Source organism: Nonomuraea sp. NPDC050786, assembly GCF_040654115.1.
Lineage (GTDB): Bacteria > Actinomycetota > Actinomycetes > Streptosporangiales > Streptosporangiaceae > Nonomuraea.
The window spans coordinates 219,269-237,276 of sequence record NZ_JBFAHJ010000001.1; the positions used below are offsets into that span (position 1 = coordinate 219,269).

At 67.2% G+C, this 18,008-nt stretch carries 11 protein-coding genes; 7 read left to right on the plus strand and 4 right to left on the minus strand.

The features are described from left to right. Positions 1–12 precede the first annotated feature (12 nt). A complete protein-coding gene (locus AB0H84_RS01210; protein ID WP_357596283.1) occupies positions 13–7,572 on the minus strand; it encodes an RHS repeat-associated core domain-containing protein in 7,560 nt (2,519 codons plus the stop codon). Positions 7,573–7,833: 261 nt separating this feature from the next. Between AB0H84_RS01210 and AB0H84_RS01215 the strand changes: the two genes are divergently transcribed. From AB0H84_RS01215 to AB0H84_RS01225, 3 genes are all read left to right on the plus strand, one after another. Continuing rightward, positions 7,834–8,250: a tyrosine-type recombinase/integrase gene (locus tag AB0H84_RS01215; RefSeq protein WP_357596286.1), complete on the plus strand. Its 417-nt coding sequence runs from the start codon at positions 7,834–7,836 to the stop codon at positions 8,248–8,250. Between the two features lie 151 nt (positions 8,251–8,401). Continuing rightward, entirely contained in the window at positions 8,402–9,010 is a 609-nt protein-coding gene (locus AB0H84_RS01220; protein ID WP_357596289.1) for a hypothetical protein, read from the plus strand. A 111-nt stretch (positions 9,011–9,121) separates the two neighbouring features. Next, positions 9,122–10,615, plus strand: coding sequence for a M28 family metallopeptidase (locus tag AB0H84_RS01225; protein ID WP_357596292.1), 1,494 nt, complete (start codon positions 9,122–9,124; stop codon positions 10,613–10,615). A 258-nt stretch (positions 10,616–10,873) separates the two neighbouring features. Here the strand turns inward: AB0H84_RS01225 and AB0H84_RS01230 are convergent, their stop codons facing one another. Together AB0H84_RS01230 and AB0H84_RS01235 are read right to left on the minus strand one after the other, a co-directional pair. Further along, positions 10,874–12,373, minus strand: a complete 1,500-nt coding sequence (locus AB0H84_RS01230) for a M20/M25/M40 family metallo-hydrolase (protein ID WP_357596295.1) — start codon at positions 12,371–12,373, stop codon at positions 10,874–10,876. A gap of 145 nt (positions 12,374–12,518) precedes the next feature. Beyond that, the gene (locus tag AB0H84_RS01235) at positions 12,519–13,466 is read right to left on the minus strand and encodes an ATP-dependent DNA ligase (protein ID WP_357596298.1); all 948 of its coding nucleotides are present in this window, start codon (positions 13,464–13,466) and stop codon (positions 12,519–12,521) included. 48 nt (positions 13,467–13,514) lie between these two features. Between AB0H84_RS01235 and AB0H84_RS01240 the strand changes: the two genes are divergently transcribed. Then, positions 13,515–14,111, plus strand: coding sequence for a histidine phosphatase family protein (locus AB0H84_RS01240; RefSeq protein ID WP_357596301.1), 597 nt, complete (start codon positions 13,515–13,517; stop codon positions 14,109–14,111). Here the strand turns inward: AB0H84_RS01240 and AB0H84_RS01245 are convergent. Continuing rightward, the gene (locus AB0H84_RS01245; RefSeq protein ID WP_357596304.1) at positions 14,044–14,322 is read right to left on the minus strand and encodes a hypothetical protein; all 279 of its coding nucleotides are present in this window, start codon (positions 14,320–14,322) and stop codon (positions 14,044–14,046) included. The two genes, AB0H84_RS01240 and AB0H84_RS01245, sit on opposite strands and share 68 nt — an antisense overlap. A gap of 770 nt (positions 14,323–15,092) precedes the next feature. Here AB0H84_RS01245 and AB0H84_RS01250 point away from each other — a divergent pair. The 3 genes from AB0H84_RS01250 (at position 15,093) to AB0H84_RS01260 (ending at position 17,925) form a co-directional block, all read left to right on the plus strand. Further along, complete coding sequence (locus AB0H84_RS01250) at positions 15,093–15,530, plus strand: hypothetical protein (protein WP_357596307.1); 438 nt, start codon at positions 15,093–15,095, stop codon at positions 15,528–15,530. 308 nt (positions 15,531–15,838) lie between these two features. Further along, positions 15,839–16,228, plus strand: coding sequence for a hypothetical protein (locus tag AB0H84_RS01255; RefSeq protein ID WP_357596310.1), 390 nt, complete (start codon positions 15,839–15,841; stop codon positions 16,226–16,228). 44 nt (positions 16,229–16,272) lie between these two features. Then, on the plus strand, positions 16,273–17,925 hold the full coding sequence (locus AB0H84_RS01260) for an FAD-binding dehydrogenase (RefSeq protein WP_357596312.1): 1,653 nt from the start codon (positions 16,273–16,275) through the stop codon (positions 17,923–17,925). Positions 17,926–18,008 lie beyond the last annotated feature (83 nt).

The following is an 18,008-nucleotide window of genomic DNA, read 5'->3' on the forward strand; positions in this document are numbered from 1 at the left end:
GTCTCCTTCGACTTACCGTGCGAATATCCAAGCCTCGCCGGTACCTGGCTCCAGCATGGCGTCCAGGTCTTTCTTACGCTGGATCGCGTTGCCCGCATTAGTGGTGTTGAGATAACGGTAGCCACTTTGTACCCAGACGCGGAATCTGTCATATTTCGGAACCGGGTAGTTTACCGACCCGTCCTTGTTTCTGAACACCACTCCAGAGCATCCACAATAAGCGTATGCGGCTTCTTTGTCACTGATATGACGAGTGACTCCAGTGTCCGAATCTGTGACGACAATGTTCTGCTTGAGATGCTTCAACCAGGCGGCAGTTAGATGGATGGCTCTGACCGCATTAAACAGCTGCCTTGCAACATCTCTCAACGTTGCTTTCGTCCAGTCCCTTTCATTGCTGTAGTATTTGATAAGCATCCATCGAGCCTTGTAGGCCTCCAGTTGGCCAACGCCTAGCGATGCGTTCCATCCCTCTCTGCGTATTGCTTCGATGGCACCTACCCCTAGGCCTTCCGACGCATGCGTGCTCTCCCACATGATTACTGCCGCGAGAACGTATCTGCTGATCCCGTGGTGCGCGGCGGCCTTGTCGATATCGCCACGATACTTAGCGATCGCCTTGTATTTGTCATAAATGGACTGTCTGCTCGGAGCATTGGAGGCGGTGTTGCTACCAGACGGACCTCCCATTCCCGAATAAGGCTTAGTTCGATAGGCGGCCTTCCTGCCCGAAGTATTGGAGGTGGTGTTGCTACCAAACGTACCTCTCATTTCCGAATCAGATTCAGTTCGGATGATGCCGAGCAACTCCTCCTCCGTGATCGAAGGATTCATAAAGTTGACCCACGAGATGAAATCTGTTACCGCGGCGCGCTGCTTGGCAGACATTTCCCAGTAGTCAGCTGGTGCCGTCATACCGTTCGTCATCACGCCGATTCGCTGCGCCTCCTCGTTGCTGAAAGAGGGAAGGCTCGGCAGGACGTAGTTCTCGAAGTACCAATCCATGGCGTCGTCGGCGAAGTTCCAAGTCGCCTCGCCTGCGGTGATGCAGGCGGTGCAAACCTCCACCACGCCGCCGCCTCCGTAGCAGCTTCCGATGCACGTGCCCCCGCTGCTCTTGCTGCTGCTGTAACCGCCCGCAGGGATGGTGGTGTAGCCGCTCGATCCGGAGCCGCCGTAGCCGACCCCGCCGAGCGAGCCGCTGTCGATGGTGTAGTGGCCGGTGGGGTCGGTGCCGGTGAGGGGCGAGGCGTTGGCGTAGGTGTAGCGGTTGGCCTGGACGGAGGGGCTGGGGTTGAGGGTGGCGGTGTCGCGGCTGGTGAAGGCGCCGGTGCTGGGCTGGTACCAGCGGGCGTGCATGTTGACCTTGCCGGTGTCCGGATCGGTGTATTCGCCTTGGTAACCGAGCAGCGTTTTGGCGCCGGTCTGGGCGGTGACGGTGCCGAACGGGTCGTAGGCGGTCGAAATCTGCAGGCTGGTGGTGAAGGTGGCCACCAGGTCGCCGTGCAGGTCGTTGAGCGCCGCCACGGCCGCGCTGGTGCCTTCTTTGAGACCGAGTAGGCCGCCGCTGGCATCGCGGGCGTACTTGGCCTGGACGGCGCCACTGCTATCGCTGATGGCGGCCAGGTCGTTGCTCAGCCCGGCGTAGGCGAAGGTCTGCTTAGCGGTGCCGCGGATGCGGCTAGTCATGCGGTCGAGGGCGTCGTAGCTGTAGAGACTGTCGCCGTCGGCGATGAGCCGGTCGAAGGCGTCGAAGGTGTACTGGGTGGTGGCGCCCGCCTTAGTGCTGGTGGCCAGGGTGCCGCGCGCCGTGTAGGTGTAGTCAGTGCCGTCGCCGCTGGTCAGTCGGTTGCGCTCGTCGTAGGTGAACGTCGCGTTCCCGGCCTTGGTGCGGTTGCCGGCGGCGTCCCACTCATAGGCGGTGGTGGCGCCGCCGGGGGCGGTCCAGGAGGTGAGGCGTCCGGCATGGTCGTAGCCGTAGGTGTTGGTGCCTGCGCCCGCCAGGCCGACGGTGGTCTTGGTGGTGAGGTTGTCGTCCTTGTCCCACCCGTAGGTGATCTGGGCGAGCTGCGTGCCGGACCCGTTCTTCAGCGTCTGGCCGGTGATCCGGTCCATGTTGTCGTAGTCGATGGTCTGGGTGCTGGCCGTGCCGCTGGTGGCGGTTATGGTCTTCAGGCGGCTGGCCGGGTCGTAGCCGTAGGTCAGGGTGCGGCCGGTGACCGGGTCAGTGGCGGTTTCGAGGCGGTTGGCCTTGTCCCAGGTGAAGGTAGAGGTTCCTGCGGCGTCGATGCGCTGGTTGGGGTTGCCGAGTTCGTCGTATCCGTAGGCCGTCTCCTGTGCGGTGCCACGTGAAACCTTCAACGGCAGTCCACGGTCGTTGAAATCGACGGTCAGGTCGCCCGCAGTGGTGGGGCGGTCGGCCAGATCGTAGCCGAAGGTGCGCTCCGCTGTTGTGGCGCCGCCGCCCGCGCCGGTTTCCTTGGTGAGGCGGCCGAGGTGGTCGAAGGTGCGGTCGATGCGTACGCCGCCGGGCTGGATGGTGGCGACTTGGTTGCCCGCCTTGTCGTAGATCTGGGTCCAGGTACGGTCGGCGGGGTTCGGGTGGGCGGTAGTGGACGGTTCGGTCACCGTTTCGACCAGGCCGAGGGTGTTGTAGGTGGTCCAGGTGGCGTTGCCCCGGCCGTCGATGAGGCGGGTGCGGGCGCCGGTGGCGTCGTAGCCGAAGCTTGTGGTGATCTGTTCACTGGCCGAGACCGGCTCGATGAGTGAGGTTGTCCGGCTCAGCGCGTCGAAGGTCTGCTTGGTGACGTGGCCCTCGGGTGAGGTGGCGCTGATCTGGTTGCCTGCCGCGTCGTAGCCGTAGCCGAAGGTTCGCAGCACTGCGCCGGTTGAGTCCAGGTCCTTAACCGCGGTTTTGCGGCCAGCCAGGTCGTATTCGGCGGTGGTGGCGTTGCGGTTCGGGTCGATGGTCTTGATCAGACGGCCGGCCAGGTCGTAGTCCATGGTGGTCTTGTTGGTCAGTGGATCGGTCACGGTTTTGACCTCGCCCGCGGCATTCACAGTGTACGACGTTGCCTTGTTGCCCGGGGCGATCTGCTTGACCAGGCGGCCGGCGTCGTCGTACTCCATGGTCGTGGTGTAGGCAGCGCTGGTGGGCTTGCGTTCGATCTGCGTGGCGGTGATCTGCCGGCCGAGGTCGTCGTATGTGGCCTCGCTGCGGGCGCCGGTCGGGTCGAGGGTAGCGAGCTTCTCTCCGGCCAGATCGTATTCGGTCACCCACGTGCCTGCGGTCTGCCCGTCCGGAGCGGGGTCGGTGACGCGGACCTGGCGGCCGAGCTTGTCGTAGTCGAACGTGGTCGTATAGCCGCGCGGATCAGTGGTGGAGATCAATTGCCCGGCAGCGTCGTAGGCGTACGAGGCGGTGGGAGTGACCGATGTGCCGCCGGGTGGGGTGTAGCTGGGGGCGCGTCGGTCGGTCAGATGGCCGGCCTTGTCGAACGTGGAAGTCACCGTGCGGCCCTCGGCGTCAGTCTCGTGGGTCTTCGCACCGAGGGTGTCGTAGCCAAAGTGGACCGTGGGGTGCGCGTCGGCAGCTGTACCTGCCTTTTCCACCTTGACCTGCGGCCCGGTCGCCTCGACCAGACGCCCCAGCGCGTCATAGCGCATCTCGGTGGTGAAGTCGGCCTTGTTGGCGCCGTCGGCGTTGCCGCGCGGGTCAGTGGAGGCGACGGCCAGGCCGCGGTCGTCGTAGGTGACGGTGGAGACGAGGTCCACGTCGCCGTTCTCGACGGTCGTCGTGGTGAGGAGGTTCGTCTTGTTGTAGGCGTACTCGGTGATCTCGGTACGGGCCGATCCGGCTCCGGTACGGGCGGTCTTGATCGTGTTGTTGTTGGCGTCGTAGGTGAAGACGGTCTTGCGGTTCAGGCCCAGGTCGCCGGGGTCGAGGGTTTGTGAGGTCAGGCGAGCGGCCGCGTCGTAAACGTACTCGGTCGTTACCTTTCCGCCACCTGTGACCAGCTTGGTCTGGTTTCCTGCGTCGTCATAGGTGTGGTCCTCGAGGACCACATCGCGTGCGGTGGTGGAGCCGTTCAGCTTGACAGCACTAGCGGTCTTTTGGGCGAGCAGGTTGTTGTTGAAGTACTTGAAGGTCGTCTTGCGGCCCATGGCGTCGGACTGCACAGCCAGACGGCCACCATCGTCGTAACTAAACGACTCCAGGACCACATCTTTGGCCGGTTGCGGGTTGACCGGGCTGCCGGTCCAGCCCTTCAGCGTCTTCGAGGCCAGCTCACCGCGTTTGCTGTACCCATATTCAATGACTGCGCCTCTGGCGTCGGTCACCGTGGCCAGGCTGCCGATGGTGTTCCAGTTCTGGCGGACCACACCGCCCTCGGGATCGGTGGAGGTCTCGACCCGGCCGTGAGCGTCGTAGGTGTAGACGGTGGAACGCTCGGCGTCTCCGCCGGTCAGGTCGCTGATGGTCTCGCTGAGCTTGTTGCCGTCCGGGTCGTAGGCGTACGTGGTGCGCTTGGTGTGGGTGACGCCGGACACCTCATTCTTGACGCCCGGCTCCGTCTGCGTCGCCACTCGCCCCACTTCGTCGTAGGTGAGGGCGGTCTTGACCCCATCCGGATGGGCCTGCGATACCTGCGACTTCTCCCGCAGGCGGCCCAGCGGGTCGTAACTTAGCTTGACCAGAAGCCCTTCGGGGTCACGCTGCTCGGCCAAGTCGCCGGCAGCGGTGTAGCGGTAGGTCCACGTGTTGCCCCTGGGATCCGTCTGCGAGGAGACCAAACCTGCTGGGGTGGTGCCGCCACCGACCGCCGCTTCAGTGCCGTCGGTGTAGGCGACGGTGGCCGAACGGCCGTTCGGGAAATCAGAAGTTGCTGGGGTGGTCTGTTTGGTCTGCTCGCCGTACTGGTTGTACTCGAAGGTGGTGGCGTAGGTGTTGTCGGTGGCGCTGGCCGAGCGGGCATCGCGGACCTTGAGCACGCGGTCGTTGCGCTGATCGAACGGATCGTTGCTGTTGAGGTAGTACTCGCTGCGGACGAGCTGGCAGGTGCTGGTTCGGCAGGTTCTGCGCTGGAGTACGTTGCCGCGGGCGTCGTTGTAGGTGGTGACGGTGTTGAGGTTCGGGTCGGTGATGGTTTGCAGGAAGCCGCCGGTGTCGTAGCTGTAGGTCGCCTTCTTGCCGAGTTGGTCGGTTTGGGAGACCAGGCGGTAGCCGCGCCATGAGTCATGGACGGATGACAGGGTGTTGCTGTTGGGGTCGGTGACCGTGACGGTGGACATACCCGTCGTGCTGTCGGTGGTCAGGTCGCCGAGCTGCCAGGTGCCGCCGTTGCTGTCGGTGTGGGTTTTGATCCGGTCGGTGGACGCGTCGTAGGTGTTGGCTGCCCAGATCCGGCCCGACGGCAGGGTGATCTTGGTGAGCTTGTGCGGCGCCTCGGCCCGGGCCGCGTAGTGGCGGGCGACCTCGGCCGACGACAGCGGGCGATCGTAGACAGCGAGTTCGTCGACCGTCGCGGATATGCCGCCGAGCGTCATGTACTGGGCATAGTAAGAACTTGTATTCCTGATCGCCCCGCTGAAGGTCCCAACGGCCACACCATCCACGTACAGCGTCTGCCGGTCCCCCTCTGCTGTCAGGACGGCATGGTGCCACGCGTCGTTCTTGACCACAGCCGTGGTGACGATCCGGGACGCGGCGTCGTAGCCGGCCGCCAGCTTGCCGTCCGCGGTCACCTGCAACATGGGGAAATTAATGTACGAATAATCGCCCTGAACCGTCATGATGGTTCCGCTTGCGCCGGTTTTGAACCAGGTCTCTATCGAGGCCCAGGCGCCCGCACGCGGAATGATCCCGCTGGGAAGTCCAATCGCCCCAGTGCTGGAGGCGGGGATGCCGACCGCGGTGTCCGGCGTCCCGGCCAGCGCACCAGGCTGGCTTAACGCGATATCGTTGTTGTAACTAGCGTTACCGATCCAGCCCAGGTCCTTGGCTGGCCGACCGGTGGTTTCCCCGAACCGCCAGTATCCCATTGGGTCGGAGTCCAGCACGGTGCTGCGATACAGCGACCCGGGGTTGTGGCTGTAGACGGTGCATTCCTGCGCCGGGTTGCAGACCTTCTCCAGCACGTCGCCGTTGTAGGTGTAAACCCACGTCAGCGGCTTGCCATCGACCGGGTCCGTCGTCACCGTTTCGACGTGCGCGCCGGACCAGGTGAAGGTGAGCGACCGGCCTCCAGGAGCGGTGGCCTTGGCGAGCTTGCCGTCGCTGCCGTACTCCAGGTTCTGGGTGCGGCCTCGCTGGTCGGTCACCTTCAGCAACCGCCCGCTGCTGTCGAAAGCGTACGAGGTGGAGGACTTGTCCATCAGTCGCCAGCTGCCGTCGGTGTTCTTGGCGAGCGTGGCGAACATGCCGGGCGGAGGCTGGTAACCGCCATCGGGCTTCTTGGCGAAGCGCACCTGGCGCCCGTCCGGGTAGGTCACCAGCACTGAGGCGAGCCCACGGATGGTCTCCTCCACCACGCGCATGTCCCAGCGCGTGGACCACCCCGCGCCGAAAGCGGCGTCACGCCGCGGGTCCATGCTGTTGTAGGAGCGCACCACCGACAGCGGCGGGCCGGCCACCGGCACCTGGACATCGGTGAACGTGGTGGTGTAGTTCCCGGACGCCTGATGGAACTCCTGTCCGTTCACGCCCGGGGTGGACAACTGCGAGGTGATCGTGGGCTGGCGCACCCCGACGACGAACGACTGCGTCCGCGAGTACGCACTTTGGCCGCCGATGCTGGAGGCGTCTGACACCTTGACTCGCCACCAGTACTGGCGTCCCCAGGCCAGCACACCGTCGGGCACCGTCCGACTGCCGGACGACGTCCGACAGCAGTCCTCGTAGGTGTTGCAGACGGACATTGATGGGCTCTCGCACACCTCGAAGTCGAAGCTGATCGTGCCGCCCGCCCATGTGGTGGCCGTCGCGCTCAACGTCGGCGTGGTCGTCATCAATTGCACACCGTTGTCCGGAGACATCGAGGTGACCGTTGGGGCCGGCGGCAGCGGGCAGGGGCCGATCTTCTTCCAGTAAGTGCCGGGGTAAAAATCTGGTGGCGGCTTTTGGTTGAGATAGCCCGGTATTCCCAACATGGCTTCCCAGATGGTCTGCTGGTAGGCCGCACGCTCATACGCGGCGACCTCATAGCCGGCTCTCCACGCCGGGACGCTCCCACACGGCGGCTCAGCCGCCAACTGCGCCATGAACGCCGAACCGCCGCTCACAGGCTTACTGGACGCCCTCGCCTCCCGCCTGACACCTTCACGCTCTTCCCGCGGCAACGCGTTCTTCGGCGCCTCGGTGTCTTCCTTCGGCGTGCCCAAACTGGCGGAAGTCCGCGTGGCCTCGGTCGAGGTGAGCGTCGGCAAAGCTGTCGTGGACCCGAAAACCTGCTTCGGCGTCTCCAGAGAGCCTTGGAAAGCAGCGGTCGCAGCAGGGGCGGCCGCATCGGCAGTCGCCGGTAACGACTGCAACATGAGGAACCCCGGCAGCAGGCTTATGAGGATGCCTGCCATCACGGCACACTTTCGCCCAGAACGAGCCCATGCCAAACTCCGGCGCATACGCCGTCACGCTCCGAACCACGCAGGGCGCCCTTCGACGCCGGACGAAGCTCCACCCACCCGGCAGAACGTCGTCCTGACACGTGCAGCTCGGAGCAGTTACCAAACGGGCAAAGCGTAACTTTCGCAAGATCTTGCTACAAGGGCGATTTTCGCCATCAACATGGCACGGAGTGCGACGTACCGGATGGAAGGGCATGAGTCATTGGTGATGTGGAGGGCTCGCCACGGCTTCTCTGCTCTCGGCCCTCGGGCTGGGGCGTACGGGTCCTGACCGAGCTACACAGAGCCAGGGCAGCAGAACGCCTCGCTTCAAGAGAACGAGGAGACGACACCGCACACGTGTTCCGTCGAGAAGACGGAACCCCGATGAACCGCTATTACATCTGGCGGGAATTCAGGCTCATCACAGAGGCAGCAGGCATCGGCACCAATTGGTGTCCGCGAGAGCTACGGCACAGCTTCGTGTCCTTGCTGTCCGCTCACGACGTGGCGATTGAGGAGATCGCCCGCATCGTTGGTCACTCATCAACGCACGTGACCGAGACCGTCTACCGGCAAGAGATCCGGCCGGCCCTCACCAGGGGCGCGGTCGTGATGGACAAGATCTTCAAGCCGCAAGCCGGGTAGAGCAGTGGCTCCCCGCTTGGCTCCCAAAGATCAATAGCGCCCCCTGAATCCCCTTCTGAGCAGTCGAGACAGCCGGAATCCCATCGGCTTGACCTTGACGCGACGTCAACGTTTCTAATCGGGGTTGATCGCGCCGAGAGAGAGGAACCCGATGGGCCGAGCCGTGCTGCGGATCGTGGGATTCGAGTTGAAGGGGATGGCCGCCATCGGGCTGTGGATGGTGCGGCGTCGGCATGGGGTGCCGGACGGGGCGGCCGTCGCGACGTACACGAAGGCGCAGACGTTCGTGCTGTCGCTGATGCTGTTCGCGATGGCGGTCGAGACCGTGGTGGTCGATCTGCTGCTGGTCGCGCTCGACGTGCCGGCGTGGCTGCGGTTCGCGGTGCTCTACGCCGACGTGTACGGGCTCCTGTTCGGGGTCATGATGGCCGCCTCCTGCGCCACCAGGCCACACGTCATCACCTCCGACGAGCTGCGCATCCGGTACGGCGTGTACTTCGAGTTGCGCGTGCCCGTCGAGCAGATCGCCTCCGTGCGGACCAGCCGCAGCTACAACGAGAGCAAGATGGTCGCGGTCAAGGACGGGCGGCTCAGCGTGGCGGTCGCCTCGCAGACGAACATGACGATCGAACTGACCGAGCCGATCGCCTTCGTGCGCCCGCTCGGCGGCCGTGGCGAGGCCACCTCGATCCGTTTCTTCGCCGACCAGCCCGAGATCGTCCTGGCGGCGCTGCGGCCCGGTCTGACCCTCCATTCATAGGCCTAGGCGAACCCGTTTTGACGGGTTACGTTCCTATGAGCACCATCTCGGGATCTTCCTCTCTCGACCTCGGATGGAGGCACCACCATGCCGCTCACCTGCGGAAAAGGCGTGCGATTAGGCATCGCCGCAGTGATCGCGTCATCCCTCGCGATCGTCCTGCCGGGCATACCCGCCCGGGCCGCCGCATCGCCGGACATCTCCCTGGCGAACGTCAAAGCCCACCTCGCCCAGCTCCAGTCCATCGCCACCGCCAACGGCGGGAACCGCGCGCACGGCCGCCCCGGCTACCTGGCCTCGGCCAACTACGTACGGGGCCAGCTGGACGCCGCCGGCTTCACCACCACCCTCCAGTCGTTCACCTACAACGGCGCCACCGGCTACAACGTCATCGCCGACTGGCCGGGCGGGGACCCCAACGACATCCTCATGGTCGGCGCGCACCTCGACAGCGTCACCGCCGGGCCCGGCATCAACGACAACGGCTCGGGCAGCGCGTCCATCCTGGAGACCGCGCTCGAAGTGGCCCGCCAGTCGCTCCAGCCGGCCAAGCACCTGCGCTTCGCCTGGTGGGGCGCGGAGGAGCTGGGGCTGCGTGGATCGCAGTTCTACGTGAACAACCTGCCGGCCGCGGATCGCGCGCGGATCAAGGCGTACCTGAACTTCGACATGGTCGGCTCCCCCAACCCCGGCTATTTCCTGTACGACGGCGACGACTCCGACGGCACCGGCTCCGGGCCCGGTCCGGCCGGGTCCGCGCAGCTGGAGAAGACCCTCCAGGACTACTTCACCTCGATCGGGGTGCCGACCCGGGGCACCGACTTCGACGGCCGCTCCGACTACGGGCCGTTCATCTCGGCGGGCATCCCGGCGGGCGGCACGTTCACCGGCGCCGAAGGCATCAAGTCCTCGGCCCAGGCCACGCTGTGGGGCGGCACGGCCGGACAGGCGTTCGACGCCTGTTACCACCGCTCCTGCGACACGGCGGCCAACATCAACGACACCGCGCTCGACAGGAACGCCGACGCGATCGCGTACGCGGTGTGGACGATCGCCACCGCGGTGCCGCCGGTCGTGGTCTGGCAGGACACGTTCGAGTCGGCCACCGGATGGACCGTCAACCCGTCGAGCACCGACACCGCCACCACCGGGCAGTGGGAGCGCGGCGACCCCGAGGACACCACCTCAAGCGGCGCCAAGCAGCTCGGCACCACCGTGAGCGGCGCCAACGACCTGGTGACCGGCCGTCTCTCGGGGTCCTCGGCCGGTGACTACGACATCGACGGCGGCGTCACCTCGATCCAGTCGCCGCCCATCACGCTCCCGTCCACGGGCCCGCTGAACCTGTCGCTGTCGTGGTACCTGGCGCACGGCTCGAACGCCTCCAGCGCCGACTACTTCCGGGTACGCGTGGTCGGCACCACCACGACGACGGTGCTGAACCAGACGGGTTCGGCCGCCAACCGCAACGGCGCCTGGGCCACGGCCACGGCCAGCCTGAACGCGTTCGCGGGGCAGACGGTCCGCATCCTCATCGACGCCGCCGACGCCTCGGGCGCCTCCCTGGTGGAGGCGGGCGTGGACGACGTCAAGATCACCCGCTAGGGGGATCGCGAGGCCGCGCCCGGCCCTGCTACGGACGCGGCCTCGCCTCCTGGTCCTCGCTGCCCGATCCTCGCTGCCTGGTCCTTGTCTCCTGGTCCTTGTCTCCTGGTCCTCGTCTCCTGGTCCTCGTCTCCTGGTCCTCGTCTCCTGGTCCTCGTCTCCTGAGGCATGATGCACCACCAAAGCCCCACCCGGCAGAGGCGTGTGCTCGGCCGGGTGGCGGTCGGCCCCGGCCAGGACGGGCCGGGGTGGCGGGAGTCAGGTTGCTGTCTTGGCGACCTGCGGCGCCGCCCCAGCGGCGGTCCTCGACGGGATGGAGCGGAGGTTGAAGGCGTAGCGGGCGATCGAGTCGGCGATCGCGTCGGCGTCCACGTCCAGCGCCGTGTCGTTGATGTTGGCCATCGTGTCGCACGCCTGGTGGTAGCAGGCGTCGTACGCCGCCCCCGCCGTGCCGCCGAACAGCGCCGCCTCCTCGGCCGTCTTGATCCCCTCGGCGCCCGTGAAGATCCCGCCCGACGGGATCCCCACCGCGATGAACGGGCCGTAGTCGGAGCGCCCGTCGAAGTCCGTGCCGACGGTGGGCAGGTGGCGCGAGGCGTAGAACGCCTGGAGCTGCCTCTCGATCTCGGCGGATCCGGGCGGCCCGGCCGGGGAGCCGACGTTGTCGGAGTTGTCCCCGTCATACAGCTTGTACGCGTAGTTCGGCGAGGCCACCATGTCGAAGTTCAGGTACACCCGGATCCGATCGCGTTCGGCCTCCGACAGCGCCTCGACGTACTGGTCGGACCCGAGCAGGCCGATCTCCTCGGCGGCCCAGAAGGCGAAGCGGACCTTGTTCTTCACCGGGAAGTGCGCCATCTCCTCGGCGACCTCCAGGATCGAGGCGGTGCCGGAGCCGTCGTCATTGATGCCGGGGCCGGCGGTGACGCTGTCGAGGTGGGCGCCGGTCATCACGACGTGGCGCGGGTCTCCGAAGCGGGACTCCGCGATCACGTTGTCGTTGGTGCCGAGCACGAGCTTGGAGTCGACCTTGAGCCGGACGGTCGCGCCGGGCGTGGACGCCAGCTCGTTGCCGACGGCGAAGTCGGCGAAGACCATCGGGACGTCGGCCCGCCACTCGCCGATGTCCAGCGGGAACGCGTCGGTCCGCCCCGGCTGCCCCTCGTTGAACACGATGATCCCGGCAGCTCCCGCGCGCCCCGCGTTACGGATCTTCTGGGCGAACGCGCAGGTGCCGCGCTGGATGAGCGCGATCCGGCCGGGCACGAAGCCGGCGAAGGCGGACTCCTCGCAGCCGCTGTTCGACGAGGGTGACGGGGCCGGCGGGAGCGTCAGGTCCACGCCTTGGACCTGCGCGGTCACGTCACCGGCCGGGGAGGGCTGGAAGGAGTAGAAGTCCTCGTTCGGCACGTACGACTTCGAGCCGGGCGCGGTCAGCGCGAGGGTGGGCGGTGCGTTCTCGGACCAGCTCTCGACGTAGTTGATCGGTTGGAGCGTCACCTTGTACCCGGCCTTGCGCAGCCTGCCCGCCACGTAGTCGCGGGAGGCGTTGTAGCCCGGCGTGCCCGCGGCGCGCGTGCCGCCGTTGGCGGTGGCGATCGCCTGCAGGGCCTCGAGGTGCTTCTTGACGTTCGGGCCCTTGACCTGTTTGACGAGCAGCTTGGCGAAGGCGTCGTCCAGGCCGACGGCGCCGGCGGGCGTGGCCATGGCCAGCGGTAGGGAGAGTGCGGTGATCAGTGCGATGGTGATTCGACGCATGAAGGTCCCTCTGCTGAACGGGAATGCGGCAAGTCCCCCGAGCCGCCAGGCGAACGTAACCCGGGCAGGGATCACTGAGAAGGCCCACACGCGCGCCAGAATCCGGACATTCCAGCGGGTCACCGCGGACGCGGGTGGTGTATGGTCACTCGCCGCGACGAGCGCGGGCGCGCCGTTTGCCCTCGTGCATCGCCTGTACGCGGGCGACCGGGATCGTGTGCCCCTGCTCGACCAGGTCCGCGGGCAGCCGCTGCGGCTCTGGCATGAGCTCGGCCCACGGGTCGGCCCCCTTCAGCAGCTCCGCCGCCGTGTGAACGGTGAAGTCGGCGGGCGCGACGTCCTCGATCGACTCCCACGCCACCGGGAAGGACACGGGCGCGCCGGGACGGATGCGCGGACTGTACGCGGCCACCACCGTGGCCCCGCCCGCCCTGGTCGAGTCGATGAACACCTTGCCGGCGCGGTCCTCGCGGATGAACGCCGTGGTGGCCAGCGCCGGGTCCAGCCGCTCGGCCCGCGCGGCCAGCGCCCGGGTGGCCGCCGCCAGGTCCTCCATGCCGGTCCCCTCGGCCACGGGCACGAACACGTGCACGCCCTTGGCCCCGCTGGTCTTCACCGCCCCCGCCAGCCCGGCGTCGGCCAGCGCCTGGCGCACCAGCAACGCCCCGCGTACGGCCAGCGAAAAGGCGTCACCGCCGTCGGGCGGGTCGAGGTCGAGCACCATGTGCGTGGGATGGTCGCCCAGGAAGAGCGCCGGGTGGTACTCCACGGCCCGCTGGTTGGCGAACCAGAGCAGCGTCTTCCTGTCGTTGCACAGCGCGTACGTCACCTGCCTGCGTGACGCCTCGGCCCACACGGAGACCGACCTCATCCAGTCGGGGGCGTACTTGGGCAGGTTCTTCTGCATGAACGGCTCCTGCCCCGGCCGTACCCGGATGACGGAGAGCGCCCGGTCGCGCAGGGCCGGGATGATCCGGTCGCTGACGGCGTCGAGGTAGTCGACCAGGTCGCGCTTGGTCGCTTCCGCCCCGTCGAAGAGCGGCTGGTCGAGGTTGGTGAGCGCGATCCCGTCGCGTGTCTCGTCGCTGGCCACGCCCTACCATGCCCATGACGTACCGCCGAAATCAACAAAAGGGGCCCGATGACCCGCTACCTCTACCTGACCCGCCACGGAGAGGCCACGCCGGACGAGAGCGGCCTGACGGAGCGCGGCCGCCGCCAGGCCACGCTGCTCGGCGGGCGGCTGAAGGACGTCCCCCTCGCCGCCATCCACCACGGCCCGCTCCCCAGGGCCACCCAGACCGCCCGCCTGATCGCCGAGCAGCTCCCGGACGTCCCCGTGCGGGTCTCCGAGGCCGCCGGAGACTTCGTCCCGTACGTACCGGAGAAGGAGGAGCTGCCCCCGCAGCACGCGGAGCAGCTCCTGGGCTTCGTCGGCCGGTTCCCGGACGACGACGGCGCGCGGCTCGCCCGTGAGGCCGAGGAGCTGTTCACCGGGCCGGTGGAAGGGACGCGGCACGAGCTGGTCGTCACACACAACTTCCTGATCGGCTGGCTCGTCCGTGCCGCGCTGGACGCCCCCGGCTGGCGCTGGCTCGGCCTCAACCACTGCAACGCCGCCCTGACCGTCATCAGGTACACCCCGGAGCGCCCGGCCTCCGTCCTGTTCTTCAACGACATGGGCCACCTGCCCGCCGACCTGCGGTGGACCGGTTTCCCTCCGGAGCTACGCCTCTAGCGCCGCCCGCTCCTGCCGGGTCGCGACTGAGCCCGGCAGGGACGACGATCTTCGACTCCTCGAACGGCGTCTCCGTGGTCGGCAGCGGCTCCCGCGACCTGATCGCCTTCACCCACACGCGCAGGGCGTCGAGGATCACGACGACGACCAGGACCGCGAAGAGCGCCGCCAGGATCCCGTCCACGGTGGAGTCGACCACGATCTGCTCCATCGCGTCCTGGGTCCTGGCCGGCGCGAGCAGCTCCCCTGGTCCAGCGCCGTCTGGTAGCGGTCGCGCTGGGCGAAGAAACCGAGTGCGGGGTCGGTGGAGAACACCTTCTGGTAGCTCGCGGTCAGCGTGACGGCGGCGTCCCACGCCAGCGGCACCCCCCGTCACCCAGCCCATCTCAGCCGCCCGCGCTTGATCAGCAGCGTCGTGGCCTCAAGGGACGACGGGGGCCGATCGGCCGCCGTGGTCGTCGGCGGTCGATCGGCGGATCCACATACCCGCGCCCGCGCCCGGGGCGTTTATGCGCGCGCCAATAATCTTCCGAGCGCCGGACAAAGAACATTCTTTGCCGTCCTGACGGCCAGGCAGAAATCGCTCACTAATGGTTGTCGCGGTCGGCAATGCGCGCCCGGCTGACGTCCCAGAACATTAGAGTATCGCTCTTCCGTTTTTCTTCTCTTCGCCTTCCGTCGCAGGTGGGAGCTGATATCAGCGCCTGCGAAGCCGCTTGCCCCCCGCCGATCGAGTTCCAGAATTCGCCGCAATTCTCCAAGACCGAGCGAATCTGCTATACCTCTCAAGGCCACGCGAAATGCGCGCGACACCAACGATCGCGGAGCGCCTGACACAGGTCGGTAATCACCGCATCGTCGAGACGCACAACGTTCCGGAAAGGGATCCGCATGTCCATGTACGAACGGCAAACACCCGCCCACTTCGAAGGCCCGCGCGCCGTCAACGACCCCCAAAGACCGGCGAACTTGACCCGAGCGGTGTACGCCGCCATCGCCGCCGCGACGCTCAACGTGATCAGCCCCATCGGGATCATCATCTCCGGCACAGAGGCGATCAAAGAACAAATCGCCGCGAATGCGGACATGGGCTCTGACCCCATCAGCCCCGACGAGGTCGACATCCATAGCGACCGGTTCGAGGGGCTCCACATGATCTACTCCGGGCTCGCCTACAGCACGATCTTCTGGTCGCTCGTACTCGCCCTGCTCGCCTTGCTGGCGCTGCGCGGCGGTGGCGTCGCCCGGATCTTCGCCGTCATCATCGCCATCGTCTCCGTCCTGTTCAAGGCGGTCGACCTGTTCATCACCCTGCCCACCCTCACGCTGGTCGCCGACGTGCTCGTCGTCGTGCTCGGCCTGGCCGCGACCGTCTTTTTCTTCGGTGCCGGCGGCAAGGCCGCCCGCCAGGGAAGGTGACCCGCTCCGGACCCTGACCGAACGGGTGCGACGCGACAAGTAGGAGTCACCGATCCTGACAGGGCTTCACCAAAGACCGCTCAGGCAGCAAACTGGTCCCTGCGGCCATCGCCCTGCGCTCCTTCGACGCGAACCGTGGCTCTTCGGAGGAGCGTCACGCGGTGGCCGTCACCATGTCCCCCCTCAGCGCCGGCTTTCGAAAAATCCGCACCCGCTTCGGCGATCGCTCGCTCCTGATCATGAACCGCTTGCCATCATGTGCACACAGTGAGTGAGGCCCGGGGTGGCCATGGCGAAGGTAGGAGTGCGTGAACGTAGAGGCAGAGATCCTCGACCTGAAACGCCGGGTGGCAGCTCTAGAGACATTCGTGCGTTCCGGCAGGGACCCCGGCCGGCGCTCCCACCACTCCGGCCTCGTACCAGCACAGACCGGCCCGAACAGGCCCGTCCCGCCGGTCCCCGTCCCGGAGACGGCGATCCGCCTCGCCGAGCTGAAGGCCGAGATCGCGGGCGTCCGCACGGAGGTGGGCCAGGACTTCGAGGCCCTCATCGTGGAGATCGCCGGTTTCCGCGCGCAGACGAACGAGCACTTCAAGTCCACCCAGTTCGAGATCATGGAGAAGTTCGACTCCCTCCGGTGCGAGATGATCGACCTCGCGCTCAGGCTCGACCGCCTGCTGGAGACGAAGGGCGCGTGACAGCCCCCTGGACCGGGGGATGTCGCAGACGCAATCATCGGCGCATGAACGCTGACGTCATCGTCGTCGGAGCCGGCCTGGCAGGCCTGGTGGCGACCTGTGAACTCACCGCCAAGGGCAAGCGGGTCGCCGTGGTCGACCAGGAGAGCGCGGCCAATCTGGGCGGCCAGGCATTCTGGTCCTTCGGCGGCCTGTTCCTGGTCGACTCGCCGCAGCAGCGGCGGATGGGAGTGACGGACTCCTTCGAGCTGGCCTGGAACGACTGGCAGGGCAGCGCCCAGTTCGACCGGCTCGAGGACGAGGACTCCTGGGCCGTACGGTGGGCGCGCGCCTATGTCGAGTTCGCGGCCGGGGAGAAGCGCGCCTGGCTCGATCGGCTCGGCATCAAGCTGCTGCCCACCGTCGGCTGGGCCGAGCGTGGCGACCTGCGCGCGGACGGGCACGGCAACTCCGTGCCGCGCTTCCACGTCACCTGGGGTACCGGGCCGGGCGTGCTGAGGCCGTTCGTCGCCGGGGTGCGGCAGGCGGCCGAGCGCGGGCTGGTCACCTTCTACCACCGCCACCGGGTGGACGGGCTGGTCATGAGCGGCGGCGCGGTGAAAGGCGTGCGCGGCACGCTGCTCGCCGAGGACGACTCGCCGCGCGGGGTCGCCTCCAACCGCGACGAGGTCGGCGAGTTCGAGCTGGCCGCGCCCGCGGTGATCGTCACGAGCGGCGGCATCGGCGGCAACCACGACATGGTGCGGCGCTACTGGCCCGATCGGATGGGCAGCGCCCCGGAGAGCATGGTGACCGGCGTGCCCGCGTACGTGGACGGCCGGATGCTGGACATCAGCGCCGAGGCCGGGGCGCGGCTGGTCAACCGCGACCGCATGTGGCACTACACCGAGGGCCTGCGCAACTGGGATCCGATCTGGCCGGGCCACGGCATCCGGATCCTGCCTGGCCCCTCCTCGATGTGGTTCGACGCGCTGGGGCGGCGGCTGCCGGACCCCTGCCTGCCCGGCTACGACACGCTGAGCACGCTGCGCCACCTGCGCGGCACCGGCCACGACCACTCGTGGTTCGTGCTGACCCAGAGGATCATCGAGAAGGAGTTCGCGCTGTCGGGCTCCGAGCAGAACCCCGACATCACGCGCAACGACCGCAAGGCGTTCCTCCGCGAACGCCTTCTCGGCAAGGGCGCCCCCGCCCCGGTGGAGGCCTTCATGCGCAACGGGGCCGACTTCGTCGTGGCCGACACCCTGGACGAGCTGGTGGCCAAGATGAACCAGCTCACGATCGAGCCGCTGCTCGACGCCGACCTCGTCCGCCGCCAGATCGAGGCCCGCGACCTGCAGGTCGCGAACCCGTACAGCAAGGACTCGCAGATCCAGGGCATCCGCAACGCGCGCCGCTATCTGGGCGACCGGCTGGGCCGCACCGTCACGCCGCACCGCATCCTCGATCCGGCCGCCGGACCGCTGATCGGGGTCATGCTGCACGTGCTCACCCGGAAGACGCTCGGCGGCATCCAGACCGACCTCGACTCGCGCGTCCTGGGGCTGGACGGCCGGCCCATCGACGGGCTCTTCGCGGCCGGGGAGATCGCCGGGTTCGGGGGTGGCGGGGTGCACGGCTACAACGCCCTTGAGGGCACCTTCCTGGGCGGCTGCCTCTTCTCAGGCCGCCAGGCCGGCCGCGCCGCCGCCGGTTGATCCACTCCTGCCGCCGCCGGTTGACCACGCCCGCCGCCGCCGGTTGACCTACGCCCGCCGCAACAGCCGCCGCTGCCGGTTGG